Below are 22,777 nucleotides of genomic sequence, written 5' to 3'. Positions count from 1 at the left end.
CTACTGCAAATCCCCGAAGGCCGATTGCATCCGCTCTACGGCCTCGACCACCCGCGCACGCGGCGTTGCGATATTGAACCGCAGGAAGCTCTCGCCGCCCTTGCCGAAAGTCTCGCCGTGGTTGACGGCGATCCTGGCGTTCTTTTCCACTCGATCGGTAAACTCGGCCTTCTCCATCCCGGTCCCGGCAAAATCCACCCAGCTGAGATAGGTCGCCTCCAGTCGCATGGACGCCAGCCCCGGGATCGCGTTGATGCCATCGTCAAAGACTTGCCGGTTGCCGTCGAGATAGGCGCAAAGCGCATCGACCCAGGCCGCACCCTCGGGTGAATAGGCGGCCTCCGCCATGAAGAGCCCGAAGGAGTTGGGCGAGAGCCCCATCGCCGCCATCCGCGTGGTGAACCGCGCCCGAAGCGCCGCATCGGGGATGATGACATTGCCGGTATGCGCCCCGGCGATGTTGAAGGTCTTGGTGGTGGAGCTCATCATCACCAGCCGATCCTCGATACCCTCCACCAGCGCCATCGGCACATGGGTCTGGCCCGGCATCAGCAGGTCGTGGTGGATCTCGTCCGACACCAGCACCAGGTCGTGCCGCTTGGCAAAGGCCGCAACGCCCTCCAGCTCGGCCCGCGTCCAGACCCGCCCGCCCGGGTTGTGCGGCGAGCAGAGCACCAGCAGTTTCGCCTTCGCCCCCTCCGGGCCGCTCATCTGCCCATCCCAGGCGTCGAAATCCATCTCGTAGCGGCCATTCACCAGCGCCAGCGGGCACTCCACCACCTCGCGCCCCGCCGCTTTGATGACCCGTGCGAAGGCATGGTAGACCGGGGTCATCAGCACCACCCCGTCACCTGGCGCGGTATAGGCATCGACGCAGAGCGCCGTGCCGTTCACGAGCCCGTGGGTGGTCTGGATCCAGCCGTCCTCGACCTGCCAGCCGTGCCTCTCGGCCAGCCACCAGCGGATCGCCGCCTTGTAGCTCGCGTCATCGCCGTAATAGCCATAAAGCCCGTGGGCTGCCATTTTCTCCACCGCGCCCTGCACGCAGGCAGGCGGGCGAAAATCCATGTCGGCCACCCACATCGGCAGGCCGCCCTCCGCGGGCACGCCGTAAATCGGCTCCATCATGTCCCACTTGGCCGAATGCGTGCCGCGGCGTTCGATGATCTCGTCAAAATTCATGGAAGGCTCCTTGCTGCCCGGCGACCCTATCTTCGCTATCCGCACGTGCAACCCTTGTTGCGCCGCGCGCGGCTCTGTCCTAAATCCCCTGCCATGGCATTGCGTGACATCCTCATCCATCCTGACCCGCGGCTGAAAAAGCCCGCCGATCCGGTGTCCGAATTCGACACCGCCCTGCGGCGACTGGCCGATGACATGCTCGAAACCATGTATGACGCCCCCGGCATCGGGCTGGCCGCGCCGCAGATCGGAGAGATGCAGCGGATGCTGGTGATGGATTGCATCAAGGACGACGCCGAGGCGCCCCGCCCGATGGTGCTGATCAATCCGCAGGTGGTATGGTCTTCGGAGGCCACCAGCACCTACGAGGAAGGCTGCCTCTCGATCCCCGAACAATACGCCGATGTCACCCGCCCGGCCGAGGTGAAAGTGCGCTGGCAAGGGCTCGACGGCGCCGAGCAGGAAGAGCAGTTCTCGGGCCTCTGGGCGACCTGCGTGCAGCACGAGATCGACCACCTGAACGGCAAGCTGTTCATCGACTACCTGGGGCCCATGAAGCGCCAGATGATCACCCGCAGGATGCAGAAGCTGAAGCGCGAGAAGGCCCGTGCCTGAGGCTCTGGCTTGAGCGTTCTGCCCATCGTGCTCTGGCCGGATGCACGGCTGAAGGCTACCTGCGCGCCGGTCGCCGGCGAGGACCTCGGAACGCTCGCCGCCGACATGCTCGACACCATGTATGCCGCGCCCGGCCGCGGCCTCGCCGGCCCGCAGGTGGGCGTCTTGCGTCGGATCTTCGTGATGGATGCCGGCTGGAAGGCGGGGCACCCTGATCCCCGCATCTGCATCGACCCGGTGGTGACCCCGCTGGGCGCGGAGACCGCAACGATGGAAGAGGGCTGCCTGTCCATCCCTGACCACCCGGTGCAGGTGACCCGGCCCGCGCACGTCCGGCTCGACTACACCGACGAGGCCGGCATGGCCCGGTCAGTCGTGCTGACCGGCCCCGAAGCCGCCATCGCCCAGCATGAGGCCGACCATCTCGATGGCAAGCTCATCATCGACGGCGAAGACGCATGAGCCCCCGGCCCCTGATCCGCTGGCCCGACAAGCGCCTGCAAACCGCCGCCGCACCGGTGGGCGAGATCACCGACGAGATCCGCGCCCTCTGGGCCGACATGGTCGACACGATGGAAGCAATGCCCGGCTACGGGCTCGCCGCACCTCAGATCGGCGTCATGCTCCGCCTCGCGGTGGTGGATTGCTCCAAATCCCGCGGGCAGGTCGTGCGGCTGGCCGATCCCGAGATCACCATGGTGGGCGAGCAGATGTTCGACTGGGAAGAGGCCAGCCCCAACATCCCCGGTGTCTCTGCCCGGCTTTCCCGCCCGGCTCGTGTGGCCGTGGCCTACACCGACGAGACCGGCGCAAGGGTCGAGAAGAAGTTCGAGGATCTCTGGGCCACGTCGGTGCAGCACCAGATCGACCACCTGAACGGCCGGATGTTCTTCGACCGGCTGAGCCGCACCAGGCGGCAGATGCTTCTCAAGAAGGCGTCCAGGAGGTAGGGCTCGCCCGAACACCCAACGAAAGGCCCCCCGATGCGCATCATCTTCATGGGAACGCCCGATTTTTCGGTGCCTGCGCTCGACGCGCTTCAGGACGCGGGCCACGAGATTGTCTGCGTCTACACCCAGCCGCCCCGCCCCGCCGGCCGCGGCAAGAAAGACCGTCCCTCGCCCGTGCAGTCCCGCGCCGAGGCGCTCGGCCTTGCTGTCCGCCACCCCGCCCGGCTGAAGGCCCATGAAGAGCAGGAGGCCTTCGTCGCTCTGGGCGCCGATCTCGCCGTCGTGGTGGCCTATGGCCTCATCCTGCCCCAGCCGGTGCTGGATGCCCCCCGCTTCGGTTGCATGAACATCCACGCTTCCCTGCTGCCCCGCTGGCGCGGGGCCGCGCCGATCCACCGCGCAGTGATGGCGGGCGATGCCGAGACCGGGGTCTGCATCATGCAGATGGAGGCGGGGCTGGACACCGGCCCGGTGCTGCTGCGCGAGAGCACGGCGATCGGCCCGGAGGAAACCACCGGAGACCTGCACGACAGGCTCTCTGCCATGGGAGCCCGGCTCATCGTCACCGCCGCCGAGCGCGCCGGGGCGCTGGAGCCGATGCCCCAGCCCGAAACCGGCGTGACCTATGCCGAGAAGATCGACAAGGCCGAGGCGGCGGTGGACTGGAGCCGCCCCGCGGAGCAGGTCGACCGACACATCCGCGGCCTGTCTCCCTTTCCCGGCGCATGGACGGAGGTCGCCGGCGAGCGACTCAAGCTGCTGCGCTCCCGGGTCGCGCCCGGACGCGGTGCGCCCGGAGAGGTTCTTGGCGGTCTGACCGTGGCCTGCGGCTCCGGCGCGGTGGAGATCACCGAGGCCCAACGCCCCGGCAAGCGCCCGATGGACGCCGCCGAGCTCTTGCGTGGGCTCACGCTTCCGGGCAGGCTCGGGGCCTGATGTTCTTTGTCTTTCTCCTGATCGCCGGGGCTGCGGCCGGCTTCGCCGTGAACCGTGCGACCAACCGCCGCTTCGACGACGAGGTGGCCGCCGTGCTGGGTGCCGCCGTTGTGGCGCTTTGCTGGATCGGGCTGCGGATGCTGCCGCTGATCCTGGGCCTGGTGAAATACGCCCTCATCCTCGCCGTCATCGCCGGGGCGGCGGCGGCGCTCTACCTCGTGGTGAAGAAGCGCTGAGCCCTGTCAGCCGTTGGTGATGAGCCCAATCGGCGCATGGCTCGGGCGTTCGAAGTCGATCGGGGGCCGATCGCAGGCAGCCGTCGAGCGCTTGAACTCGAAGATCCGCTCGCCCGCCTCCTCGCGGCTGTTCACGATCAGGCACTGGTAGAGGTGGCGCTCGCCGTCGAACAGATCGACCAGGCCACGCAGGTTGGGCGCGGGGTCGGCGGCCAGGGCAAACCCCTTGGACCAGAAGCGCAGCACTGGGTAACTCTCGTCCCCGTCGCGCACCTTCAGACGGCTCTTGCGGCGCTCCGCTTCGCGGCGCGCGGCCTCCAGCCCCTCTCGGACCGATTGTGGCAGGAAATCAGACATTTGGCAGCTCCGTCCCTTGTTTCGGAGCATTGTGACCGAATCGGGTTCCGTCAAGGTTAACCTTAAACCGGTCGCGTGCTGCCGTGATGGTGCAACTCGGCTGCAACGGTTCGGGTTCCGCGCGCATTTGCACAGACCAGCCTCCATCCGCACCTGTTTATCGGAGTGCGCACGTCCGTTAGGTCGGGGCTTACCTGCGAAAAGGAGAGTGCCATGGGCCGTCTGGTGGAAGGCGTCTGGAAAGACGAATGGTATGACACGAAGAAAAGCGGCGGAAACTTCGTCCGCTCGACCTCCGGCTTCCGCAACTGGATCACCGCGGATGGCGCCGCCGGGCCCTCGGGCGAGGGCGGTTTCAAGGCCGAGAGCGGGCGCTATCACCTTTACGTGTCCCTCGCCTGCCCCTGGGCGCATCGCACGCTGATCTTCCGCGCGCTGAAAGGACTGGAGGAACATGTCTCCATCTCCGTCGTCCACCCCGACATGCTGGATAACGGCTGGGAGTTCCGCAACGATTTTGCCGGCACCACCGGCGACAGTCTCCTTGGCAAGGAGTACCTCTGGCAGGTCTACACCCATGTCGACCCCGAAATGAGCGGCCGCGTGACGGTGCCCGTGCTTTATGACACCCAGCGCGACACGATCGTGAGCAACGAAAGCTCCGAGATCATCCGCATGTTCAACTCGGCCTTCGACGGCATCACCGGCAACCGCGATGACTACTGGCCGGAGCCGCTGCGCGACGAGATCGAAGCGGTGAACGCCCGGGTGTACGACACGGTGAACAACGGCGTCTACAAGGCCGGTTTTGCCACCAGCCAGGAGGCCTATGACGCGGCCGTGCATCCGCTCTTCGAAAGCCTCGACTGGCTGGAAGACCGCCTCTCGCGCCAGCGCTACCTCCTGGGCGGGCAGATCACCGAGGCCGACTGGCGCCTCTTCACCACGCTGGTGCGCTTCGACGAGGTCTATCACACGCACTTCAAGTGCAACCGCAATTTCCTCCGCGAGATGCCCAACCTCTGGGCCTACGCCCGCGAGCTCTACCAGGTGCCCGGCGTGGCGGCGACCTGCGTGCCGGCCCATTACATCCGCCACTACCACTACAGCCACGAGACGGTGAACCCGCACAGGATCATCCCTCTGAACCCGGTGCTCGACTGGACCGCGCCACACGGGCGCGAGGCTCTGCAGGCGGCGTGACGGCCGGCGAAAGCGCTAGAGGCTGTCGTCCACCCGAAAGCCCTCGGGTATGGTGTCGTGCCCCTCCAGCACGAGGTCGGCCATGACCTCGGCCACCCTGGGTGCCATGCCAAACCCGATCTTGAACCCGCCGTTCGCGATGTAATGGCCCGCGCGCCCCGGCCAGGGCCCGAGCATCGGCGCGCGCGAACGGGCGCGCGGGCGCAGGCCGGCCCAACGTTTGACCACCGGAGCGCCGTGGAGAACAGGCACAAGGGTCGCCGCCTTGTCGATCAGCGCATCGAGTTGGGCATCGGTTTCGAGCCCCTCGAACGCGCGCTCCGAAGTGGAGCCGATGGCCACGGTCCCGTCGGCATGGGGCACGATGTGCAGCCCGTCGGCAAAGAGCTGCGCCGCCCGGGGGGCGCTGAAGTGCAGCAGCGCCGCCTGCCCCTTCACCGGCACGCCCACGCTGCGGCCCAGCGCGGCGGAAAGATCGGCGAGGCCGTCCGCGCCCGTCGCCCAGACCACCGGCCCATGGTGCTCGGCATCGCCCGTCAGCACCTCTCCGCCCGCCGCCTGCACTGCGGCTGCCAGCGCGGCGCAGGCTCGCGCCGGGTGGAGCCGCGCCGTCAGCGTGTCATGGACCCAGAGGTTGGTTTCCGAGACGGGCGCGAACTCGGGCGCGCCGGTCACGACCCGCCACTCTGCCCGGCCCTGCCACAGCTCCTCCGCGCCGGCCTCCCGCGCCCGCGCCAGGGCCTCGCCGCCCGGCACCACCGGCTGGACCCGCCCGGTCCGGGCATAGCCCGGGTCCACCCCGCCAGCGGCCTGCACCCCGGCCCAGAAGGCCTCTGCGGCCAGGAGGCTTTCGAGCTGGAAGGCCTTCTTGGGGTTCCAGTTTTCCGGCACATGGGGCGCGAGCGCCCCGACCACGCCACCCGAAGACCCCGCACCCACTCCGCGCGTGTCGATCACCCGCACCGCTGCGCCGCGGCGGGCACATTCCCAGGCCACCGAAAGGCCGAATACCCCGGCCCCGCGCACCGTCACGTCTGCCATGGACTTCCCCCTGCGCCGCCGCCATTGTCCGGCCAGACTCATAGGCCATCCCCCGATGCACCACCATCCCGCCCGACTCGCATGGCGCGACAATGGCACCCCTGTCTCGACCCGCTTCGACGACCCGTACTTCTCGCTGGAGAACGGGCTGGCCGAAACGCGCCATGTCTTTCTCGCGGGCAACCGTCTGGCCGAGAGGTTGCGTGACGGGTTTCACGTGGCAGAGCTGGGGTTCGGGACGGGGTTGAACCTGCTTGCGCTGTGGCATCTGGCGCAGGAGGCCGGCGTCACGATCCGCTACACGGGGTTCGAGGCCTTCCCGATGACCTCGGAGGAGGCCATCCGCGCGCTCGCGCCATTCGAGGCGCATTTCCCCGACCTGGTTGCACAGCTCACCGCCCAGTGGCCCGAAGCCGGCGGCAGCATCATTGCACCGGGGCTGGAGGCCGAGGTTGTAACGGGCGATGCGCGAACGACCCTGCCCGCCTGGGAAGGGCAGGCCCATGCCTGGTTTCTCGACGGCTTCTCCCCCGCCAAGAACCCCGAGCTCTGGGAGCCGGATCTGCTCGCGGAGGTGGCCCGGCACACCGCAACCGGCGGAACCTTCGCCACCTACACGGCGGCGGGGCACGTGCGCCGCGGGCTGTCGGAAGCGGGCTTCGTCGTCACGCGAGAGCCCGGCTACGGCCGGAAACGCCACATGACCACCGGAACCCTCGGATGACCCGCACACCGCAGTCGCTCGGCATCCTTCTGATGATCGCCACCACCTTCGTCTTCGCGGTGCAGGACGGGCTGTCGCGCTACCTCTCCGAGACCTACCCGGTGATGATGGTGGTGATGATCCGCTACTGGTTCTTCGCCCTCTTCGTGCTGACCATCGCCGCCCGCGCCAGGGGCGGGCTGCGCGCTGCAGCACGCTCCAACCGGCCCTTTCTCCAGATCTTTCGCGGCGTGCTGCTCGCAGCCGAAATCTGCATCGCGGTGCAGAGCTTCGTCTGGCTCGGGCTGGTCGAGGCCCATGCGATCTTCGCCTGCTACCCGCTTCTGATCGCCGCGCTCTCCGGTCCGGTGCTGGGCGAGCGGGTGGGCTGGCGGCGGTGGAGCGCGATCGGCGTGGGCTTTCTCGGCATCCTCGTCATCCTGCGCCCCGGCTTCGGGGTCTTTACCCCGGCTTCGCTGGCCGCCCTTGCCAGTGCGCTGATGTTCGCCCTCTACGGCCTGCTCACCCGCTACGCCTCGCGCTACGACACCACCGCCACCAGCTTCTTCTACACCGGCATCTCCGGCGCCGTGGTGATGACCGCCGCGGCGCTCTGGCAGTGGACCCCGATGGCCCCCGCCGATTGGGCCTGGATGGGCTGCCTCTGCCTGACCGGCGTCACCGGCCACTGGCTGCTGATCAAGACCTACGAGGTGGCGGAGGCCAGCGCGGTGCAACCCTTTGCCTATTTCCAGCTGGTCTTCTCCTCGATCATCGGCGTGCTGTTCTGGAGCGACATCCTGCCCCCCGCAACGGTGATCGGCGCGGCCATCGTGGTCTGCGCCGGGCTCTTCACCCTCTGGCGTGAACGGCAGGCCTGAGGCCCTCGGCCAAGAGCCGCCCTGCCGCCCGGTCGGCACGACCCCGGTTCATTTTCCTGGCTGAAGAACACATGCCTGACCGCGCCACCGGGCCGCGTCCGCAGAAGTGGCGCCGCGTCCGCGGATCGGGACCTGCCCGCCTCCGCGGCCTCAGTTCGGCACGCCTTGCAGCATCTTGGTGAACTCCAGCGTCTCCACCCGGCCGGTCAGCCTTGCGCGATACACCGGGATGCTCTCGGTCACGCGCATCACGTAGTTGCGGGTTTCCCGAAACGGGATCATCTCGATCCAGTCCACCACGTCGACGCCGGGGTAGCGCGGGTCGCCCTGGTCGCCGACCCAGTTCACCGCCCGGCCCGGCCCGGCGTTGTAGCCGACCGACACCAGCACCGGCGCGTCGCCGAAGATCTCGATCAGCCCGGCCAGATAGGCAGTGCCCAGCGTGGCGTTGTACACCGGATCCTCGGTGAGCTTGGCCGCGTCGTAGCGCACCTTCAGCTCACCGGCCATGTCCTTGGCGGTGCCGGGCATCAGCTGCATCAGCCCGCGCGCGCCGGCGGGACTGACCACAACGGGGTCAAACTCGCTTTCGCGCCGGGCGATCGAAAGGGCCAGTTCCGCCGGCACGGGCCAGTCGGTCTCGGCCATCTCGTGCAGCGGATAGTAGGCCGCCGGAATCATGATGCCGTTCTGAGCTGCCGCCTTGGCCACCTTCAGCGCAAGATGCACCCGGCCCTGCTCGATCATCACCGTGCCCAGCGTGCCCGCCTCGCGGCGTGGCAGGGTCCCGGCGAGATGGGTCAGAAAGCGCTCGGCCTCGTTCGTCTCGCCCTCAGCGATCATCCGCTGCCCGACGGCAAAGACATCCGAGTCGGCAAGGCTGGTGTCCTCGACCGGCGGAAAGACCTCGCGCCCCGTGAGCGTCACGTCCATCGGCAGGCCTGCCGCCTCGGCGGCGAGCAGACCGTAGTAGCTGGTCTGATACTGAGCGCCCATCGCATAGGCATCGCGGGCCTTTTCGGCATTGCCCAGATCGGCGTAGGCCCGTCCCAGCCAGTAGCCCGCCCGGCCCAGGCTGATCGGGGTTTCCACCGCCTCGCCGAACCGCTCGAAATGCCAGAGCGCCAGCTCGGGATCCTTCAGGAACCGCAGGGCGATCCAGCCGGAGAGCCACTCCAGATCGGCAAAATCGGACCCCTCGGCCAGAAAATGGCGGGAGGCCAGCGCGTAGGCGTCGGCCACCTTGCCGTCGCGCAAGAGGCCGCGCGCGTAGATGCGGCGATAGTTCGACCACAGTTCGGGCCGGCCCAGCGCCTCGGCGGAGGTCGATCGCTCCACCATCAGCTCCTCGGCGCCCTCGTGCAGCCCCTTGCGAACCCGCCAGTTGTAGCGCTCCCAGCCCAGCCCGGCATCCGACTGCAGGCTGGCAGGCACCGCCTCGATCTTGGCATCCACACCGGCAGCACGGGTGCGCAGGGCCATCCGGGCCTCGGCAAGTTTCTGCCAGTCTTCGCTCACGCGACCCATCTGGCGCAGCGCGGCGGTCCGGCTGTCGCGCCAGAGCAGGTCGTCGAGCCGGGCCTCGTGGTGGGGCGCGAGAATCGCCGGGTAGCGCTCCAGCAAGGCCTGCTCGACCTCCGCGTTCAGCGTGCGCGTGCGCCACGCCAGCACCGCCAGCGCCGCCGCGTCCCCGTCCTCGCCGCGCGCCACATGGGCCTCGACGAGGTGCAGCACACCCAGCGCCGTCTCCGGCACCTTGCTTCCGAAGTAGGCCACCACCTTGTCCGGGTCTTCACCCCGACCGATCGAGGCCTCTCCTCTGTCGTGGATGTAGCTCATCGAAGGCCAGTCGGCGTGATCGGCGGTGAAGGCGACATAGTCGTCGAAGCTTCCGCCCCCGCCCCGCAGCTTTGCCCAATGTGCGTAACGCTCCATCGCGGGCCCTTCCAGCGCTGCAGAAAATGCAGCCTGCTCCCAGTCGCCCCGCTCCAGCGCCCGCATCATGAGGGTGAAGGCCGTGGCCTGCTTCGGGCGGGCGGGCGGTGGCTTGGCGGCAAGGGCGACCCCTTCGAGGGCTTCTGCCCGGGGCAACGCCGCCTCGGCCTCCTCCTCGGGGTCGGGCGCAGCCTCCGTCTCGGCAGCAGCCGCCGCCTCGGTGGCCTCCTCCTCCACCTCCAGCACCGCGTCCTGCACCACTTCCGGCCCGTCCTCGGCCTCGGGTTCGGCCTGCGCAAGCGCCACCGGCCCGGCCATCAGGCAGGCGGCAGCAAGAAGCGACAGGACATAGCGATGCATGGCTCGGGCAAGCTCCGGAGCAGGCAAGGGGCGGTTGGCTCAAGTGTAGCGCGACATGGTTAATGAACAATACAACAACTTGGCATTGCGCCCGGTCGGCACTATAGCACCGCTCTCATAGGGATGTGGCCGCAAACGAGGAGGGCGCAGAGATGTTCCAGGGATCGCTTCCAGCACTGGTGACGCCTTTCAAGGACGGCGAGCTCGACCTGCCCGCCTTCGAAGCGCTGGTGAACTGGCAGATCGAGGAGGGCTCCTCCGGTCTCGTGCCCGTGGGCACCACCGGCGAGAGCCCTACCCTCAGCCATGACGAGCACGATGCCGTGGTCGCCGCCTGCGTGAAGGCCGCCGCGGGCCGGGTGCCGGTGGTGGCAGGCGCGGGCAGCAACTCCACCCGAGAGACGGTGCGCCTGGTCGAGGCCGCCAAGGCCGCGGGCGCCGCCGCCGCGCTGGTGGTGACGCCCTATTACAACAAGCCCACACAGGCGGGCCTGATCGCGCATTTCGAGGCCGCGGCCGAAGTTGGCCTGCCGATCATCATCTACAACATCCCGCCGCGCTCGGTCATTGACATGAGCCCGGCCACCATGGCCGAGCTGGCGAAAAACCCCAACATCATCGGGGTGAAGGACGCCACCGCCGATCTCGCCCGCGTGGCGATCACCCGGCAGATGTGCGGCCCCGACTTCATCCAGCTCTCGGGCGAAGACCCGACGGCGGTGGGCTACAACGCCATGGGTGGCGTGGGCTGCATCTCCGTCACCGCCAACGTGGCCCCGCGCCTCTGCGCCGAGATGCAGGCCGCCTGCCTCGCGGGCGACTACGCCAAGGCGCTGACCTACCAGGACAAGCTGATCCCGCTGCACCGCGCGATCTTCGCCGAGCCGGGGCTCTGCGGCGCCAAGTATGGCCTCTCGGTGCTGGGCAAATGCGCGGAAGACGTGCGCCGCCCCCACGTGGGCGTGACAGAACCGGTCAAGGGGCAGATCCGCGACGCGATGCGGTTTGCCGGGCTGATCAATTGAAGCCACCCCGCGAGGGCGAGGTCCGGCTGGGCTACGACCCGGCCCTGGACCCGCAGGCGGGGCTGCATTTTGTCGGCGTGATCCGGTCGGATTGGGCCGAGGGCACGGCGCCCAAGAACCTGCGGCTCTCGCGGGAGCAGGGCGGCGGCAACGCGCGGATCGAGATGAAGCCCGAGTTCGCGCCCGCCCTGGCCGGGCTGAAGGCAGGCGATTGGGTGATGCTGCTCTACTGGACGGGCGAGGCCCGGCGCGACCTGCTGGTGCAGCACCCCAGGCACGCCGAGGAGCCGCGCGGCACCTTTGCGCTCCGCTCGCCCGCAAGGCCCAACCCGGTGGCGCTGGGCTGCGTGCGGATCGAGGGCATCGAGGGCACCACGCTGAGGATTGACGCCACCGATGCCTTCGACGGCACCCCGGTGGTCGACATCAAGCCCTGGATCGCGACCGTGGACGCCCCCGCGACCTGAGCCGGGGCGGGCGCGCCGTTCGGCCCTTTCCAGCAGGGCTGCGAGCCCCTATATCCCTCCCCCATGGCCAAGAAAGATGACAATCCTAACTACAAGGTGATCGCCGAGAACCGGCGTGCCCGGCACGACTATGCCATCGAGGAAGACCTCGAGGTGGGGATCATCCTCGAAGGCTCGGAGGTGAAGTCGCTGCGCGAGAACACCGCCCAGATCACCGAGAGCTACGCCGCCGTGGAAAACGGCGAGCTCTGGCTGGTGAACGGCTACATCGCGCCCTACGACAAGGCCAAAACCTTCGGCCATGAGGAGCGCCGCCGCCGCAAGCTGCTCTGCTCCAGGAAGGAGCTCGCCCGGCTCTGGAACGACACCCAGCGCAAGGGCATGACACTCGTGCCGCTGGTGCTCTACTTCAACCATCGCGGCATCGCCAAGATGAAGATCGGCATCGCCAAGGGCAAGAAGCTGGCCGACAAGCGCGATACGGCGGCCAAGCGCGACTGGAACCGGCAGAAGCAACGGCTGCTGAAGCAGGGCGGCTGACCGAATCCGCTTGCGCCGTCCGCGCCGTCAGCCCAGCTTCGCCGCCATGGACCTGGCCTTCTTTCTTCCCGCCTGCTTCGCGCTGAACCTGACCTTCGGGCCGTCGAACCTGCTGGCGCTGACCCACGGCGCGCAGAGCGGTGTCCGCTTCGCCTTTACCGCCGCGCTGGCCCGGCTGGCCGTCTTCGCGCCGATGATCGCGGCCTCGGCCCTTGGCCTCGGGCTGCTGCTCACCGTTTCGGCCACCGCCTTTACCGCCGTGAAGATCCTCGGCGCGGCCTATCTGATCTGGATCGGCCTCAAACTGCTCCGCACCAGGCCCGACAGCCACGCGCTCGGCTCGCCCGCGCCCAACCTCGTCCGCGCCGCCCGCCGCGAGGCGCTGGTGGCGCTGGGCAACCCCAAGGCGATCCTGATCTTCGCTGCCTTCTTCCCCCAGTTCGTGCGGGCCGGGAGCTACTGGTCGGACTACGCCCTGCTCGGCGCCGCCTTCCTGCTGCTCGAGGGCTGCGCCGTTACAGCCTATGCCATCGCCGGGCGCTTCGCCGCGCGGCTGGCCTCTACCCGGATGCACTGGCTGCAACGCGCCTCGGGCGGCACCATGGTGGGCTTCGGCCTGCTTCTGCTGCTCGCACGCGCGCCGACGCGGGCCGCAGCGTGACCCTCGCCGCCCTTGCCAGTTGGCCCGCGCGGCGGTAACCACGCCTGCGACGCGACAGCGGAGGCACCCATGACCGATGACCCCAAGACGCTGGTTTCCACCGACTGGCTCGCCAAGCATCTGAAGGACCCCGACCTGCGGGTGCTCGATGCCTCCTGGTACCTGCCGGCGATGAACCGCGACGCCAAGGCGGAGTACGGTGCCGCACATATCCCGGGTGCCCGCTTCTTCGACATCGACGAGATTTCCGATGCCCGCTCCGAGCTGCCCCACATGGCACCGCCGGTGGAAAAGTTCATGAGCCGGATGCGCGCGATGGGCGTGGGCGATGGCCACCAGGTGGTTGTCTACGACGGCGCGGGGCTGCTTTCGGCCGCGCGCGTCTGGTGGCTCTTCCGGCTGATGGGCAAGAGCGATGTCGCCGTGCTCGACGGCGGCTTTCCCAAGTGGCAGGCCGAGGAGCGCGAGACCGAGGACATGGCCCCGATCACCCGTGACCGGCACATGACCGTGCAGCGCCAGGCCGACATGGTTAAGGATGTGACCCAGGTGGCCGCCGCCTCCAAGCTGGGCGACTGGCAGATCGTCGACGCCCGTTCGCCCGAGCGGTTCGCCGGTGCCGCGCCCGAGCCCCGCGAAGGGCTGCGCGCCGGGCACATCCCCGGCTCCCTGAACCTCCCCTTCGACAACCTGCTGAACGCCGACAGGACCATGAAGCGCGGCCAGAAGCTGCGCGAAGTCTTCGAGGATGCGGGCGTGGACCTGTCGAAGCCCGTCATCACCTCCTGCGGGTCCGGTGTGACCGCGGCCGTGCTCTCGCTCGGGCTCGAGATCCTGGGCCACCCGCGCCACGCGCTCTACGATGGCAGCTGGGCCGAATGGGGCCTCTACGACGGGCTGGCGATCGAGTCCGGCTGAGGGGCCCCTGCCCGCCCCCTCGTCGCCCGCCGCCGCTTGCGCCACCGCCGCGCACCCAAACCGGAGTTCGCCATGCTCGAGTCCCTCCCGCCCCGCGAGGAAGACAAGATCCTTCGCCTGATGAAGCTCTTCGCCGACGACCCGCGCGTGGGCAAGGTCGACCTCGGCGTGGGCGTCTACCGCGATTCCGGCGGGCGCACGCCGGTCTTCTCGGCGGTCAAGCAGGCCGAAACGCGGCTGGTGGAAACCCAGGAGAGCAAGGGATACGTCGGGCTCGCGGGCGACCCGGCCTTTCACCGCGCCATGGCAGGGCTCGTGCTCGGTGACCTGGCCGAGACCATCCCCTACGCCGCCTGCGGCACCCCGGGCGGCACCGGGGCCGTGCGGCAGGGGTTCGAGCTGATGAGGCTGGCAGGCAACCCGCAACGCCGCATCTGGTTGCCCGATCCGAGCTGGATCAACCACGGCTCGATCCTCGACACCCTGGGCATTCCCCGTGCCGACTACCGCTACTACGACGCCGAGACCGGGGGCATCGACCTAGAGGGCATGCTGGCCGATATCGGCATGGCCGCTCCGGGGGACGTGGTGCTGATCCACGGATGCTGCCACAACCCCACCGGGGCCGACCTCAAGGCGCAGGACTGGGCAGCCCTCACGCGGCTCCTTGCCGAGCGCAACCTGACCCCTTTTGTCGACCTCGCCTACCAAGGCTTCGGCGATGGGGTGGAGGCCGATGTGGCGGGCCTGCGCGACATGGTCGCCGCCCTGCCCGAGACCATCATCACCATTTCCGCCTCCAAGAACTTCGGCCTCTACCGCGAGCGTGTGGGCTGCGTGCTGGCCCCCTGCACCGACGCCCGGGCACGCGACCTCACCCATGCCGCGCTGGCCTGGCTGAACCGCCAGAACTACGCCTTTCCGCCCGACCACGGCGCGCGGGTGGTAACGACCATCCTTAGCGATGCCGGGCTTCGCGCCGACTGGCAGGAGGAACTCGACGGCATGCGGGGCCGGATGAAGGCCAACCGCACTGCGCTTGCGGGCGAGTTGCGCCGCCTCACCGGGTCCGACCGCTTCGGCTTCCTGCAATCCCACCGCGGCATGTTCACCCTGCTCGGCCTCACGACCGATCAGGTGCTGGCGCTGCGCCGCGACCACGGGCTCTACATGGTGGAAGACAGCCGCATCAACATCGCCGGCCTCACCGATGCCACCGTGCCCCTCGCCGCCGAGGCCATCGCCGCCGTTCTGTAGGGCGGCGCCTGCCCCGTCGCACGGCTACCCCAGCAGGACCGGCAGATTGATCGGACCGCGGAAACCCCAACCCTTCCATTCCACGTCTCCGGCCAACCGGATGTTGGGGAACTTCTCGAAGATCCTGGGCAGCATCACCTGGCCGACCGCGCGGCGGGCGACGTGGGTGCCCTGGCAGAAGTGCGGCCCGTTGCCGAAACTCTGGTGCGGGTTGCTCTCACGGTAGACCTTGAAAAGGTGGCCATCCTCGAACACCTCCTCGTCCCAGTTGGCCGAGGCCTGGATCGTCATCACAGTGGAATGCGCCGGAATGTGGTATCCGCGGATTTCGGTATCCTCCAGCACGTAGCGCCCCGATACGGAAATCGGCGCCACCCAGCGCACGCCCTCCTCGAAGGCCTTCACCCAGTCGCCATTCGCCTTCACCCGCTCCAGCTGGTCGGGGTTGCTCAGCAGCCCGTAGAGGATGGTGCAGAGCGCGTCGCGCGGCTCGTTGATGCCGCCGCCGATGGCGATCTTGATGTTAGCCCAGATCTGGCTGAGCGGAATCGGGTTCTCGGCGTTCAGCATGACCGAAAAGGCGGAGTTGTTGGGGTGCTCGCGGTGCCGTGCCTCGATGCGGGTGAAGAGCGCGTCCATCTCGTCATTGGCGGCCTCGGAGCGGGCGAAGATCGCCTCGTCCTCGCCGAAGTTGCCGGCCCCGTCGATCAGCGCCTGGCTCCAGCGGATCATCTCCTCGTCGCTCGCCTCCTCGGTGCCCAGCAGCACCGCCAGCCCGCGGGCGGCATAGGGGGCGGCCAGCATCGGAAAGAGATCGACCACCTCGTCGCGCGGCAACCGGTCGAGGTATTCCTCGGCCACCTGCTCGTAGCGCGGCACCCAGTCTTGGGTAATCACCTTGGGGCTGAAAGCGCCCTGCATCGCCATCCGCTCGCACTTGTGGGCCTCGCCATCCTTGCGCATCAGCGTATGGGCGCGGAAGGCGCGATGCATCGGCGTGATCGGGTCGTTGGACGAAAAGATCTGCGGATTGTCCTTCACATATTTCGTGTCGGCCCACTTGGTCAGCAGGATCCGGTTCATCTTCGGCACCCGCACCACCGGCGTCTCGGCGCGCAGGCGCTTGTAGATCGGATAGGGGTCGCGGGTCAGCGCCTCCAGGGTGATCGTGTCATCCACCGGCACCGGCTTGCCGGCTGCCTTAACTTCGATTGCAGCGTCGCTCATCTTGTCCTCCCTGCCGGGCCGCCCCTCCGACTCGCCCGTTTCGCTCCATATTGTATACTGTTTGCAGAATTTCTCCATATCAAACGCGTTGATGCTTGGACACGCACTCTTAACGGTATACATTTCGACAGCGGGAGGAAAGCCCATGCCGGATGACGGAAAGCTCAGAACGATCGACCACGCCACCCGCGCCCTGCGCGACCGGATCCTCTCCGGGGCCCTTGCCAAAGGCGCTCACCTGTCGGAAACCGCAGCTGCAGACATGCTGGGCCTGTCCCGAACGCCGATCCGCGAGGCCCTCGCGCAGCTGGTGGAAGAGGGCTTGCTGGAGCGCAGCGCATCGGGCCGGTGCACCGTGCGCGCCCTCACGCGCGAGGATGTGGCCGATGCGATCGAGCTGCGCGGCGTGCTCGAAGGCACCGCCCTCCGGCTCGCCGCCGAGCGCGGGCCCTGCCCCGAAGCCCTCGCCGAGGCCGAAGCCTGCGTCGACGCGATCGAGCTGGTCATCAGCTCCGGCGCCCGGGCCCTCGACTTCGAACGCTACGCCGAGCTGAACGCGGCCTTCCATGCCGCCGTCGTCCGCCTGCCGGCCTCGCCGATCATCGCGCGCGAGTTGCTGCGCGCCCACCGCCTGCCGCTTGCGTCACCTTCCGCCTTTCTCGGCCGCCAGGCGGCGCAGCTCGCCTTCCGCCAATCCCTGATCGTGGCCCAGAGCCAGCATCGCGCCATGCTCTCCGCCGTCACCGCCCGCGAAGGCACACGCGCCGAGGCGCTTGGCCGCGAACACGCGCGCCTCGCCCGGCAGAACTTCGACCAGGCGCTGCGCGCGCCGAATGATGCCCTCACGGAGGACATTCCGGGCCTTTCGCTCGTCGCCGCTGAAAATTCACCTTGAAATGTCACGGCTTTCGCCTCCGCAGGGCCACGTTTTGGCCGGATTTCCAGCGCATCAATTGCTTTGATACCCCCGGGTAGGGGCGTTAACGCAGTCCAAGGAGGCTCCGATGCTGCGCAAAACAGTGACTTTCGCCGCCCTCGCCGCGGTGCTCTCCGCTGGCTCCGCGATGGCGGATGAAACCGTTCACGAAGTCAACATCTTCGACAACGACCTCATGCCACCCGTCGTGCTCGCCCAGCCGGGCGACAAGGTGCGATTCAACAATGACGACCTCGGCGTCCACGTGGTGTGGTCGACAGACATGACCTGGTCCACCGGGCCGATCCCCGCCGGCGTCGCCGTGGAGTTCACCGTGACGCCCAGCATGTCGCTGGAGTACCAGCTCGATGAGACCTTCTTCATCGACTACAGCGTCGGCGAAGGCTCCGATCCCTTCGGTGGCGTTCTCGAAGCGGGCATCGACATCTCCGATACCAACGAAAACGGCGAACTCGACGAGGGCCAGATCTACTTCGAGGCATCCTCGAGCAACTGATCTTCGTCTTCATGACCATGCATGGGCCGCCTCCCGGCAGGGAGAGCGGCCTGTTGCCATGTCAGGCCCCGACCGGCTGCACGAGCGCCGCGCCACTGGCCCGGTTCGAGTTGACCGCCGGGTCCACCCGCCACATCCGCACCACGCCTTGCGCCGGCGGCTGCATCAGCGTGGCGGCGCCCTTGCCCTCTTCACCAAGCCACTTGGCCCAGTCATCCGGCTCCAGGATCACGGGCGATCTGTGGTGGATCCCGGCCATCTCGTGCGTTGCCGCGCAGGTGACGATGGCGCAGGTCGGCCCGTCCACCTTGTCCTCGCCCTCGCGTGACCAGTCCTGCCAGATCGCGGCAAAACCCATCGGCGCGCCGTCCGTCCGGGTGATGTACCAAGGCAGACGGTTGCCCTCGGCGTCCTTTGTCCATTCGTAGAACCCGCTTGCCGGCACGATGCAGCGCCGCTCGCGGCAGGCGGCCCTGAAGGCGGGTTTCTCGGCGATGGTCTCGGCGCGGGCGTTGATCAGCAGCGGCCCGTCCGCCGGTGACTTGTACCAATGCGGGATGAACCCCCAGCGCATCGGCCTCAGCCGCCGCGCGCCCTCACCACTCACCACCGTCGCCACCTGGGTCGTCGGGCAGACGTTGTAGCGCGGCACCTCCGGCAAATCATTGCCGGGCAGCGCATCGAAGAGCTGGGCCATGGCCTCGTCGGGCAGGGTAATGGCGAAACGGCCGCACATGGCTTCAGCCCCGGCGGCGGGCGAGTTCGATTTTCGCCTCCATCATCGACATCTCCCTCAGGATCTCCGAACGCCGTGTCCGGTCTCCGGTCTCGCGCAGGGCCTCCCGCAGCCGGGCCAGTTCGCGCGAGAGCGAAACGAACTCCGGCACCGCGCCGTTCTCCTTCAGGATCCGGTGCAGAACCGCGTTTTCCGGGTCATCGCAGGCAGGCAAGGGCTGGCCGGCACCGGCCAGGTTGTCGAACTGCCCTTCGGCTTCGGCGGCAGCGATCTTCGCGTTGATGAGGTCGATCAGCGGGTGGTCCATGCGCCCAATCTAGCCCTTTGCCACAGCCGGGAAAGCCCCGGCTTACAGCCACCCCGCAGCCGGGGATATGCCCGCCACACCTGCCCCCACCGAAGGCCCCGCCATGCCCTACGCACTCCACATCGGCCCCAACATCCGCAAGTCTCCCTATTTCGATGCGACCGTGGCCGACGGAGTGCAGGGGTTTTCCGTCTACAACCACATGTTCATCCCCGGCCATTTCGGCGACCCCGAGGCCGAGTATGACCGGCTGCTGAACGGCGTGGCGATGTGGGATGTCGCCGCCCAGCGGCAGGTGGAACTCACCGGCCCCGACGCCGCCCGCCTGGCTCAGCGCCTCACGCCGCGCGATCTTGCGAGCCTTCAGCCAGGACGGGGCCGCTACGTGCCGCTCTGCGACCATGACGGCTGGCTCATCAACGATCCGGTCTTGCTCAAGCTGGCCGATGATCGCTTCTGGCTCTCGGTGGCCGACAGCGACATTCACCTCTGGGCGCTGGCCGTGGCCCGGGAGGGTGGCATGGATGTGCAGGTGCGCGAGCCCGACGTGTCGCCGCTGGCGATCCAGGGCCCCAGGGCAATGGACGTGGCCGAGGCGCTGCTGGGCAACTGGGTGCGCGAGCTTCCCTTCTTCGGCTTCCGCGAGATGGAGCTGGCAGGCATCCCGCTCGTCGTCGCGCGCTCCGGCTGGTCCAGGCAGGGCGGCGTGGAGCTTTACCTGCGCGATGGCACCAAGGGCAGCGAATTGTGGCAACGGGTCAAGGCGGCAGGCCAGCCCTTCGGGATCGGGCCGGGCGCTCCGAACGATATCGAGAGGCTCGAGAGCGGCCTCATCTCCTATGGTGCCGACATGCGTCGCCAGTGCCAGCCGGCCAACCCCTTCGAGATGGGCTTTGCCGCCATGGTGAACCTGGAGGCGGGCCATGACTTCATCGGCCGCGCCGCGCTGGAGCGCATCAAGGCCGAGGGCTGGAAGCGCGAGCGCCGAATTCTGGAGGTCGAGGGGGCGCCGGTAGACGGCAATGCCCACCCGCTTCCTCTTGTGCAGGGCGGCGCCGAGGTCGGCACGCTCTTCGAGATGGCGCATTCCCGCCGCCTCGGGCTGAACATCGCCCACGGCATGCTGCCCCGCGATCTGCCCGAAGGCGCGGTGCTGTCGGTGTCCCTGCCCGATGGCCCGCGCCGCGTCGTGCCCCGCGCGTCCGGGGACTGAACGAGGCCGGGAGAGCGCGGCGCCGGGCGCGGCTTTCCGCCCGCCCCTCACATCCTGTGCGCCAGAGCCTTGTCGCGCCGGGCCAGCGCCCAGTCCGGCCAGTGCTCGGATCGCGCGTAGAATTCCTTCATCACCGGAACACCCTCGGGGATCACCACCCAGGGCAGCTTGGTTTCGGTGAAGATGTGAATGTCGGGCGGCAGCGCGGCCGCGTTGTCGAGCGTGCCCACCCGGACAAATGCAATGAGCTCGCCCGCACCCGAATAGTGGCTCCAGAGCGCCACCTTGCAGCGCGGACACCGGTGGATGATCTGCCCCCTCCCGCTATGGCTCGGCGTCTCCACCGCCTCGGTCTCGCCATGGAGCAGCTCCACGCAGGCGGTCTCGATCATGGCGTTGAGCACGAAGGCCGAGCCGGTCTCGCGCTGACACCAGGTGCAATGGCAACAGTGCACGAACAGCGGCTTGTCCGTCAGCCGATAGCGGAGATCTTCGCAGCTGCAGCCTCCGTCCATCGGGGCCTCCGCATGTCAGTTCACGTTGCGAATGGGCGCCACCGCGGCGAGGAAGTCAACACGTTGACCTTACGTCTTGCAATCCTGGCGCTTGCCACGCAACCTGAGGTCGAGTGTCGTGTCCGGCGGGTTTTTTGCTATGTTTTACTGGGTTCTCGGGTCGCTCTGCTTCTGCACGATGCTCTACTTGCTGTTGCGCCGCCGCCGGCCCCGCACCTCTGCCCAACCCTCCGGCATCCCCCGCCGCCGCGCCTGCCATTGGGAGGCCCGCGAGGATGACCTGTTTCAATGCCAGTCCTGCGGCGCCACCGCCCGCACCAGGAGCGCCAGCGGACCCGCTGAATGCCTCCGCGCGGCCGCCGCTGGCCCCTAGCTTTGCGCGGCTCGGGCGGGCAGCAAAAAGGGCGCCCCGAAGAGCGCCCTTTCCCAGGGGCTGAACGCCGTTACTTCTTGGTGATGCGGCCGTCGGTGTAGGGCGTGTAGCTGCCACCCTTCGCCATGTATTCGGCGGTCACGTCGGCCAGGTCGGGGCCGAAGTCGTAGGCGTTCTCGGCATCCACGAACATCGCGTAACCGTCACCGCCGTTGCGGACGTAGTTGTTGGACACCAGCCCGTAGGTCTTGGCCTCGTCCAGCGGCAGCCACTCCTCGCCTTCCTGCACCATCACGTCAGACACGCGGGAGCCCACCTCGGCGGCGGCATCGAAGGTATACTTCAGGCCGGCGACCTGCGGGAAGCGACCTGCGCCCTCCTCGAGCTGGCTCACGCCGTTCTCCAGCGCTTCCTTCACCGCGGCACCGCTGACCTGGAAGGTGGAGAGCGTGTTCTGGAACGGCAGCACGGTCAGCACCTCGCCCATGGTCACCTCGCCGGCGTCGATGGAGGCGCGCACGCCGCCGCCGTTCTGAATGGCGATGGTGATGCCCTGGTCCTTCACCCGGTCGAGCATGGCGTCGGCGATCAGGTTGCCCATCTGGCACTCGCCGGCGCGGCAGGTGTCGCGGCCGCCGTCGATGACATCGGAGCTCTCGGCCACGACCTTCTGGCGCAGTTCATCGAGCGGACCGGCCAGTTCGACCACGCGGGCGGCGATGGCCTCGTCGGGGGTGACGGAGGCGTCGAGCAACACCGGCTCGCCCTCGGCGCTCACCAGCTTGCCGCTGTCGTCGAAGGTCAGCACCAGGTGGCCGACGTATTTGGAATAGGCATAGGCCTGCACCACCGGAACTTCGCCCACCATGGTGGGATACTTGTACTCGCTGCCCTCGTCATTGCTGAAGAGCGTATGCGAGTGGCCGCCGACCACCACATCGAGCCCCGGCACCTTCTCGGCGATCTCCAGATCCTTCTTCACGCCCACGTGGGTCAGCGCGATGATCTTGTCGACGCCTTCCGCTTCCAGCGCTTCGACATCGGCGGTCAGAGCCTCGATCTCGTCCTGGAAAATGACGTTCGGGCCCGGAGAGGCGGTTTCGACAGTGTCGGTCGCCAGCGCCGAGACGATCCCGATCTTCTCGCCGCCCACCTCGAGCACGAGGCTGTCTTCGACCTTGCCGTTCAGCTCGTTGGACTGGCTGAGGTCGAGGTTGCCCGAGACCACCGGCACATCGACCATGTCGATGAACCCCGAGAGCCCGGCCGGGCCGTCGTCGAACTCGTGGTTGCCCACCGCCATGGCGTCGAAGCCGATGGCGTTCATGAACTCGGCCGCGGCCTTGCCCTTGTAGGTGGAGTAGAACAGCGAGCCCTGGAACTGGTCGCCCGCGTCGAGAACGATCACGTTGCCGCCCTCGCCCGCGATCTGGTCGCGCAGCTCCTTGATCTTGGTGGCCACGCGGGCGACGCCGCCGAAGCACTCGCCGGCGGTCTCGTCTTCGGCCGAACAGGTGGAGTCGTACTTGGAGACGGATTCGATCCGGCTGTGAAGGTCGTTGATGTGCAGAACGTGCAGGGTGAAATCGGCCTGCGCGGCACCGGCGCTGAGGGCCAGTGCGGCAACGGATGTCAGGAATCTGGTCGGCATGTTAGGGCTCCCGGTTGGTGATTTTTCCCGAGTTTGACCCCGCTTTGGCGGGAGA

Annotated in this window: 26 protein-coding genes; 17 read left to right on the top strand and 9 right to left on the bottom strand. The window is 68.0% G+C overall.

Annotated features, from left to right (window positions below):
* Complete coding sequence (locus BUR94_RS19930) at positions 1 to 1,182, bottom strand: MalY/PatB family protein (RefSeq protein ID WP_074258175.1); 1,182 nt, start codon at positions 1,180 to 1,182, stop codon at positions 1 to 3.
* Positions 1,183 to 1,275: 93 nt separating this feature from the next.
* On the opposite strand from BUR94_RS19930, the gene def (BUR94_RS19925) reads away from it, so the two are divergent.
* From def (BUR94_RS19925) to BUR94_RS19905, 5 genes are read left to right on the top strand one after another with little or no spacing between them, the layout of a single operon-like run.
* Positions 1,276 to 1,797 (top strand): peptide deformylase, encoded by a 522-nt coding sequence (gene def, locus BUR94_RS19925; RefSeq protein WP_074258174.1) that lies wholly within the window; start codon positions 1,276 to 1,278, stop codon positions 1,795 to 1,797.
* Between the two features lie 9 nt (positions 1,798 to 1,806).
* Positions 1,807 to 2,259, top strand: a complete 453-nt coding sequence (locus BUR94_RS19920; RefSeq protein ID WP_074258173.1) for a peptide deformylase — start codon at positions 1,807 to 1,809, stop codon at positions 2,257 to 2,259.
* The gene (def, locus tag BUR94_RS19915) at positions 2,256 to 2,747 is read left to right on the top strand and encodes a peptide deformylase (RefSeq protein ID WP_074258172.1); all 492 of its coding nucleotides are present in this window, start codon (positions 2,256 to 2,258) and stop codon (positions 2,745 to 2,747) included. The genes BUR94_RS19920 and def (BUR94_RS19915) overlap by 4 nt, the downstream gene beginning before the upstream one ends.
* Positions 2,748 to 2,780: 33 nt before the next feature.
* The gene (gene fmt, locus BUR94_RS19910; protein WP_074258171.1) at positions 2,781 to 3,683 is read left to right on the top strand and encodes a methionyl-tRNA formyltransferase; all 903 of its coding nucleotides are present in this window, start codon (positions 2,781 to 2,783) and stop codon (positions 3,681 to 3,683) included.
* A complete protein-coding gene (locus tag BUR94_RS19905) occupies positions 3,683 to 3,919 on the top strand; it encodes a hypothetical protein (RefSeq protein WP_074258170.1) in 237 nt (78 codons plus the stop codon). The genes fmt and BUR94_RS19905 overlap by 1 nt, the downstream gene beginning before the upstream one ends.
* Positions 3,920 to 3,925: 6 nt before the next feature.
* Here the strand turns inward: BUR94_RS19905 and BUR94_RS19900 are convergent, their stop codons facing one another.
* A complete protein-coding gene (locus BUR94_RS19900; RefSeq protein WP_074258169.1) occupies positions 3,926 to 4,276 on the bottom strand; it encodes a hypothetical protein in 351 nt (116 codons plus the stop codon).
* A gap of 213 nt (positions 4,277 to 4,489) precedes the next feature.
* On the opposite strand from BUR94_RS19900, the gene BUR94_RS19895 reads away from it, so the two are divergent.
* Complete coding sequence (locus tag BUR94_RS19895) at positions 4,490 to 5,479, top strand: glutathione S-transferase family protein (protein ID WP_074258168.1); 990 nt, start codon at positions 4,490 to 4,492, stop codon at positions 5,477 to 5,479.
* Positions 5,480 to 5,494: 15 nt separating this feature from the next.
* Here BUR94_RS19895 and BUR94_RS19890 read toward each other — a convergent pair whose 3' ends face one another.
* Positions 5,495 to 6,520: an NAD(P)/FAD-dependent oxidoreductase gene (locus BUR94_RS19890; RefSeq protein WP_074258167.1), complete on the bottom strand. Its 1,026-nt coding sequence runs from the start codon at positions 6,518 to 6,520 to the stop codon at positions 5,495 to 5,497.
* Between the two features lie 55 nt (positions 6,521 to 6,575).
* Between BUR94_RS19890 and mnmC2 the strand changes: the two genes are divergently transcribed.
* Positions 6,576 to 7,244: a tRNA (5-methylaminomethyl-2-thiouridine)(34)-methyltransferase MnmC2 gene (gene mnmC2 / locus BUR94_RS19885; RefSeq protein WP_074258166.1), complete on the top strand. Its 669-nt coding sequence runs from the start codon at positions 6,576 to 6,578 to the stop codon at positions 7,242 to 7,244.
* Positions 7,241 to 8,104: a DMT family transporter gene (locus tag BUR94_RS19880; RefSeq protein WP_074258165.1), complete on the top strand. Its 864-nt coding sequence runs from the start codon at positions 7,241 to 7,243 to the stop codon at positions 8,102 to 8,104. The genes mnmC2 and BUR94_RS19880 overlap by 4 nt, the downstream gene beginning before the upstream one ends.
* Before the next feature lie 150 nt (positions 8,105 to 8,254).
* On the opposite strand, the gene BUR94_RS19875 is transcribed toward BUR94_RS19880, so the two are convergent.
* Entirely contained in the window at positions 8,255 to 10,399 is a 2,145-nt protein-coding gene (locus BUR94_RS19875) for a lytic transglycosylase domain-containing protein (RefSeq protein ID WP_074258164.1), read from the bottom strand.
* Positions 10,400 to 10,551: 152 nt separating this feature from the next.
* Here BUR94_RS19875 and dapA point away from each other — a divergent pair, with 152 nt between their 5' ends.
* The 6 genes from dapA (at position 10,552) to BUR94_RS19845 (ending at position 15,267) form a co-directional block, all read left to right on the top strand.
* On the top strand, positions 10,552 to 11,424 hold the full coding sequence (gene dapA / locus BUR94_RS19870; protein WP_074258163.1) for a 4-hydroxy-tetrahydrodipicolinate synthase: 873 nt from the start codon (positions 10,552 to 10,554) through the stop codon (positions 11,422 to 11,424).
* On the top strand, positions 11,421 to 11,891 hold the full coding sequence (gene tsaA, locus BUR94_RS19865; protein WP_074258162.1) for a tRNA (N6-threonylcarbamoyladenosine(37)-N6)-methyltransferase TrmO: 471 nt from the start codon (positions 11,421 to 11,423) through the stop codon (positions 11,889 to 11,891). The genes dapA and tsaA overlap by 4 nt, the downstream gene beginning before the upstream one ends.
* A gap of 63 nt (positions 11,892 to 11,954) precedes the next feature.
* Complete coding sequence (gene smpB / locus BUR94_RS19860; RefSeq protein WP_074258161.1) at positions 11,955 to 12,431, top strand: SsrA-binding protein SmpB; 477 nt, start codon at positions 11,955 to 11,957, stop codon at positions 12,429 to 12,431.
* 46 nt (positions 12,432 to 12,477) lie between these two features.
* On the top strand, positions 12,478 to 13,092 hold the full coding sequence (locus BUR94_RS19855; RefSeq protein WP_074258160.1) for a LysE family translocator: 615 nt from the start codon (positions 12,478 to 12,480) through the stop codon (positions 13,090 to 13,092).
* A gap of 69 nt (positions 13,093 to 13,161) precedes the next feature.
* Entirely contained in the window at positions 13,162 to 14,010 is an 849-nt protein-coding gene (sseA, locus tag BUR94_RS19850; protein ID WP_074258159.1) for a 3-mercaptopyruvate sulfurtransferase, read from the top strand.
* Positions 14,011 to 14,082: 72 nt separating this feature from the next.
* Complete coding sequence (locus BUR94_RS19845; RefSeq protein ID WP_074258158.1) at positions 14,083 to 15,267, top strand: amino acid aminotransferase; 1,185 nt, start codon at positions 14,083 to 14,085, stop codon at positions 15,265 to 15,267.
* A 24-nt stretch (positions 15,268 to 15,291) separates the two neighbouring features.
* On the opposite strand, the gene BUR94_RS19840 is transcribed toward BUR94_RS19845, so the two are convergent.
* The gene (locus BUR94_RS19840) at positions 15,292 to 16,494 is read right to left on the bottom strand and encodes a cytochrome P450 (protein ID WP_074258157.1); all 1,203 of its coding nucleotides are present in this window, start codon (positions 16,492 to 16,494) and stop codon (positions 15,292 to 15,294) included.
* A 145-nt stretch (positions 16,495 to 16,639) separates the two neighbouring features.
* Between BUR94_RS19840 and BUR94_RS19835 the strand changes: the two genes are divergently transcribed.
* Positions 16,640 to 17,389 carry a GntR family transcriptional regulator gene (locus tag BUR94_RS19835; protein ID WP_074258156.1) on the top strand — a complete coding sequence of 250 codons (750 nt, stop codon included), beginning with the start codon at positions 16,640 to 16,642 and terminating at the stop codon, positions 17,387 to 17,389.
* A gap of 109 nt (positions 17,390 to 17,498) precedes the next feature.
* A complete protein-coding gene (locus tag BUR94_RS19830) occupies positions 17,499 to 17,927 on the top strand; it encodes a cupredoxin domain-containing protein (RefSeq protein ID WP_074258155.1) in 429 nt (142 codons plus the stop codon).
* 61 nt (positions 17,928 to 17,988) lie between these two features.
* On the opposite strand, the gene BUR94_RS19825 is transcribed toward BUR94_RS19830, so the two are convergent.
* The gene (locus BUR94_RS19825) at positions 17,989 to 18,663 is read right to left on the bottom strand and encodes an SOS response-associated peptidase (protein ID WP_074258154.1); all 675 of its coding nucleotides are present in this window, start codon (positions 18,661 to 18,663) and stop codon (positions 17,989 to 17,991) included.
* A gap of 4 nt (positions 18,664 to 18,667) precedes the next feature.
* On the bottom strand, positions 18,668 to 18,970 hold the full coding sequence (locus BUR94_RS19820) for a DnaJ family domain-containing protein (RefSeq protein WP_074258153.1): 303 nt from the start codon (positions 18,968 to 18,970) through the stop codon (positions 18,668 to 18,670).
* A 103-nt stretch (positions 18,971 to 19,073) separates the two neighbouring features.
* Between BUR94_RS19820 and BUR94_RS19815 the strand changes: the two genes are divergently transcribed.
* Positions 19,074 to 20,183 carry an aminomethyltransferase family protein gene (locus BUR94_RS19815; protein ID WP_074258265.1) on the top strand — a complete coding sequence of 370 codons (1,110 nt, stop codon included), beginning with the start codon at positions 19,074 to 19,076 and terminating at the stop codon, positions 20,181 to 20,183.
* Between the two features lie 47 nt (positions 20,184 to 20,230).
* Here the strand turns inward: BUR94_RS19815 and BUR94_RS19810 are convergent, their stop codons facing one another.
* Complete coding sequence (locus tag BUR94_RS19810; protein WP_074258152.1) at positions 20,231 to 20,698, bottom strand: GFA family protein; 468 nt, start codon at positions 20,696 to 20,698, stop codon at positions 20,231 to 20,233.
* Positions 20,699 to 21,141: 443 nt separating this feature from the next.
* On the bottom strand, positions 21,142 to 22,722 hold the full coding sequence (locus BUR94_RS19805) for a bifunctional metallophosphatase/5'-nucleotidase (protein ID WP_074258151.1): 1,581 nt from the start codon (positions 22,720 to 22,722) through the stop codon (positions 21,142 to 21,144).
* Positions 22,723 to 22,777: the final 55 nt, after the last annotated feature.

This window comes from Vannielia litorea (genome assembly GCF_900142295.1).
GTDB classification, from domain to species: Bacteria; Pseudomonadota; Alphaproteobacteria; order Rhodobacterales; family Rhodobacteraceae; genus Vannielia; species Vannielia litorea.
This window is presented reverse-complemented; position numbering and strand designations above follow the sequence as displayed.

Excerpts from the sequence above, each read along its gene's own strand:
- dapA (WP_074258163.1), top strand. The coding sequence starts at position 10,552 with ATGTTCCAGGGATCGCTTCCAGCACTGGTGACGCCTTTCAAGGACGGC.
- BUR94_RS19830 (WP_074258155.1), top strand. The coding sequence starts at position 17,499 with ATGCTGCGCAAAACAGTGACTTTCGCCGCCCTCGCCGCGGTGCTCTCC.
- BUR94_RS19890 (WP_074258167.1), bottom strand. The coding sequence starts at position 6,520 with ATGGCAGACGTGACGGTGCGCGGGGCCGGGGTATTCGGCCTTTCGGTG.
- smpB (WP_074258161.1), top strand. The coding sequence starts at position 11,955 with ATGGCCAAGAAAGATGACAATCCTAACTACAAGGTGATCGCCGAGAAC.
- BUR94_RS19880 (WP_074258165.1), top strand. The coding sequence starts at position 7,241 with ATGACCCGCACACCGCAGTCGCTCGGCATCCTTCTGATGATCGCCACC.
- def (WP_074258172.1), top strand. The coding sequence starts at position 2,256 with ATGAGCCCCCGGCCCCTGATCCGCTGGCCCGACAAGCGCCTGCAAACC.
- BUR94_RS19815 (WP_074258265.1), top strand. The coding sequence starts at position 19,074 with ATGCCCTACGCACTCCACATCGGCCCCAACATCCGCAAGTCTCCCTAT.
- BUR94_RS19855 (WP_074258160.1), top strand. The coding sequence starts at position 12,478 with ATGGACCTGGCCTTCTTTCTTCCCGCCTGCTTCGCGCTGAACCTGACC.
- fmt (WP_074258171.1), top strand. The coding sequence starts at position 2,781 with ATGCGCATCATCTTCATGGGAACGCCCGATTTTTCGGTGCCTGCGCTC.
- BUR94_RS19840 (WP_074258157.1), bottom strand. The coding sequence starts at position 16,494 with ATGAGCGACGCTGCAATCGAAGTTAAGGCAGCCGGCAAGCCGGTGCCG.
- BUR94_RS19835 (WP_074258156.1), top strand. The coding sequence starts at position 16,640 with ATGCCGGATGACGGAAAGCTCAGAACGATCGACCACGCCACCCGCGCC.
- sseA (WP_074258159.1), top strand. The coding sequence starts at position 13,162 with ATGACCGATGACCCCAAGACGCTGGTTTCCACCGACTGGCTCGCCAAG.
- BUR94_RS19900 (WP_074258169.1), bottom strand. The coding sequence starts at position 4,276 with ATGTCTGATTTCCTGCCACAATCGGTCCGAGAGGGGCTGGAGGCCGCG.
- BUR94_RS19825 (WP_074258154.1), bottom strand. The coding sequence starts at position 18,663 with ATGTGCGGCCGTTTCGCCATTACCCTGCCCGACGAGGCCATGGCCCAG.
- BUR94_RS19805 (WP_074258151.1), bottom strand. The coding sequence starts at position 22,722 with ATGCCGACCAGATTCCTGACATCCGTTGCCGCACTGGCCCTCAGCGCC.
- BUR94_RS19820 (WP_074258153.1), bottom strand. The coding sequence starts at position 18,970 with ATGGACCACCCGCTGATCGACCTCATCAACGCGAAGATCGCTGCCGCC.
- BUR94_RS19930 (WP_074258175.1), bottom strand. The coding sequence starts at position 1,182 with ATGAATTTTGACGAGATCATCGAACGCCGCGGCACGCATTCGGCCAAG.
- BUR94_RS19875 (WP_074258164.1), bottom strand. The coding sequence starts at position 10,399 with ATGCATCGCTATGTCCTGTCGCTTCTTGCTGCCGCCTGCCTGATGGCC.
- BUR94_RS19895 (WP_074258168.1), top strand. The coding sequence starts at position 4,490 with ATGGGCCGTCTGGTGGAAGGCGTCTGGAAAGACGAATGGTATGACACG.
- BUR94_RS19905 (WP_074258170.1), top strand. The coding sequence starts at position 3,683 with ATGTTCTTTGTCTTTCTCCTGATCGCCGGGGCTGCGGCCGGCTTCGCC.
- def (WP_074258174.1), top strand. The coding sequence starts at position 1,276 with ATGGCATTGCGTGACATCCTCATCCATCCTGACCCGCGGCTGAAAAAG.
- BUR94_RS19845 (WP_074258158.1), top strand. The coding sequence starts at position 14,083 with ATGCTCGAGTCCCTCCCGCCCCGCGAGGAAGACAAGATCCTTCGCCTG.
- BUR94_RS19810 (WP_074258152.1), bottom strand. The coding sequence starts at position 20,698 with ATGGACGGAGGCTGCAGCTGCGAAGATCTCCGCTATCGGCTGACGGAC.
- mnmC2 (WP_074258166.1), top strand. The coding sequence starts at position 6,576 with ATGCACCACCATCCCGCCCGACTCGCATGGCGCGACAATGGCACCCCT.